General features: G+C 73.2%; 3 protein-coding genes. All 3 read left to right on the forward strand.

Annotated features, from left to right (window positions below; translation table 11 throughout):
* Positions 1–339: 339 nt before the first annotated feature.
* The gene (locus ACFFNX_RS48535; protein WP_378213219.1) at positions 340–978 is read left to right on the forward strand and encodes a DUF6585 family protein; all 639 of its coding nucleotides are present in this window, start codon (positions 340–342) and stop codon (positions 976–978) included.
* A 1-nt stretch (position 979) separates the two neighbouring features.
* Complete coding sequence (locus ACFFNX_RS48540; protein ID WP_378213220.1) at positions 980–1,339, forward strand: hypothetical protein; 360 nt, start codon at positions 980–982, stop codon at positions 1,337–1,339.
* A gap of 336 nt (positions 1,340–1,675) precedes the next feature.
* Positions 1,676–2,051 (forward strand): DUF2334 domain-containing protein (locus tag ACFFNX_RS48545; RefSeq protein ID WP_378213221.1); only part of this gene is annotated, 376 nt, incomplete at its 3' end.

Raw genomic sequence — 2,051 nt, forward strand, 5'->3', positions numbered from 1 at the left:
GGCCTCGCCCTCCGGACCGTTTCCCGGCGGGCCTCGCCCTCCGGACCGTTTCCCGGCGCCCCGTTCGGCTTCCGGTAGGCAGCGGGAGCCGGCGCGGCGGTCGCGCCGGACCGGGCGGGATTCCCGGAGGGCGCGGCCGGCATCGCGCTCGCGCTGCACGGTTACGCGACCGGCGAGCCTCCGAGGACCGGCTGGGACACGGCCCTGCTGCTGAACCGAGCCGCCACGGCGCGCACGGTGAGTCGCCATTTCGCGTACTCGGCCCGGAAAATCGCCGCTTCGCCGCGAACCGGCTGATTGGGTGAGGTCCGCCCGGAACTCGCGAAGGGGAGCGCCATGATGCCCGAATCGATCGACCAGGCCGCCGCGGCGGCGGACCTGGGCAGGCTCCTCGAGGTCTTCGCGCTGGAGGGCGGCTGGGGCAACCGCGTCATGCGGAAGTTCACGGTCGCCCACGTGCATGAGAACGGCTGCGTCTTCGGCCACCACGAGAAGGACACGGCCGACGCCGTCCGGTGGGCCGACGTCGCGCGGTTCGTCCAGCGGGTGACCGAGAAGCGCACCAACGGCTCCTACACCAGCACCACCTACGACTTCGACGTGGTCCACACGGACGGCCGCCTGTTCAACCTGGTCGGCGTCCAGACCAAGAGGAGCGCCTGCGGCCTCGAGCGGTTCGCCGAGGTCGTCGGGCCGCTGGTGACCGAGGCTCAGCTCCACCGCTTCCGGGAGGCACTCTCCCGCGGCGAGCCGGTCGAGTTCGGCTGGTTCACCGTACGGCCCGAGGGCATCGGCCGCGGCCGCAAACTGCTCCCGTGGGCGGAGCTCGAAGAGGTGAACGTACGGGAGGGCAAGGTCGGCGTCCGGCGGCGGGGCAAGCGGCTGAACTGGTCGAGGGCAAGCGTCCCGGACGTGCCCAACGCCGGTGCGTTCCTGGCCCTGACCCGGGAGCCCGCCGGCACCTCCTGGCGGCGCTGACATGAGACCGGCGGCACGGGCGCTCGCGAGCGCCGCCGTGGTGGCGGTGATGGCCCTGCTCGCGTTCCTGCCGATCGCGCACGGCGTGCACGACCTCGGCGTGACCCCCGACCTGGACCACGTGACCTGCGGCTACGCGACGGGCGCCGACGAGATGTCCCCGAGCGACAGGTGCGTCACCGACCACGGCACCTTCACCTACGAGGAGATGGCCGAACACCACGCGCGCGGCGTCCACCAGCACGGCTGGTTCTTCATCGTCCTGGGGAGCCTGCTCGGCCTCGCCGGGTCGGCGTTCATTCCGGCTTTCGTGGTGAACACCGGCCGGCTCCTGCGCCGGGGGAGGACCGCGAGACCCTGACCGGGGCCGGCCGCTCAGCGCCGGAGCCGTCGTCGGGTTCGGCGAGGTAGGTCTCGCAGCGCGTCCGGCACTGTTCGAGGACCTGCACGGTTCGGCGCTTAGTCTCGGCGGCATGAACGACGGGCTCCGTGGTGGAGATCATCGAGGCCGTCACGTCATCCGCCCGCGAACCGTCCGCCCGCGTCGGTCGCTGATCCGGGGGTCACCGGCGTTCGCCTGATGTTCGCCGCGGCGTGGCCGGGGATCCGTACCGGGTGGGTCACGATCGCTCTCGTGAAGGTCGCCATCGTGACGACGGCGGGCGAGAGGCGGGTCGCCTGACATGGGGGACGCAAGATGCCCGAAACGGTCAGGGCCCGAGGGCCGCGCGGCGTGACGCGGCTGGTGGTGAGCGTCCACGACGTCGCTCCGGCCACGGCCGGGCAGACGCGGCGCTGGTGCGCGGACGCCGACTCGCTCGGGATCCCGGTGTCGCTGCTGGTGATCCCCGGGCCGTGGCGTGGTGCCTCGCTCGCCGACGAGCCGGAGTACGCCGAGGTGCTACGGGCGAGGGTGGCGGGCGGCGACGAGCTCGTGATGCACGGCTGGACCCACCGGGCCGGACCGGAGGGGTCGGTGTCGCGCCGGCTGCTGGGTCGGCTCGTGGCCCGCGGAGCCGCCGAGTTCGGTGCGCTCGACGAGGCACACGCGGCCGACCGCCTGGCGCGCGGCC

Origin of the sequence: Actinoallomurus acaciae (assembly GCF_042429965.1) — a bacterium.
Taxonomy (GTDB): Bacteria; Actinomycetota; Actinomycetes; order Streptosporangiales; family Streptosporangiaceae; genus Actinoallomurus; species Actinoallomurus acaciae.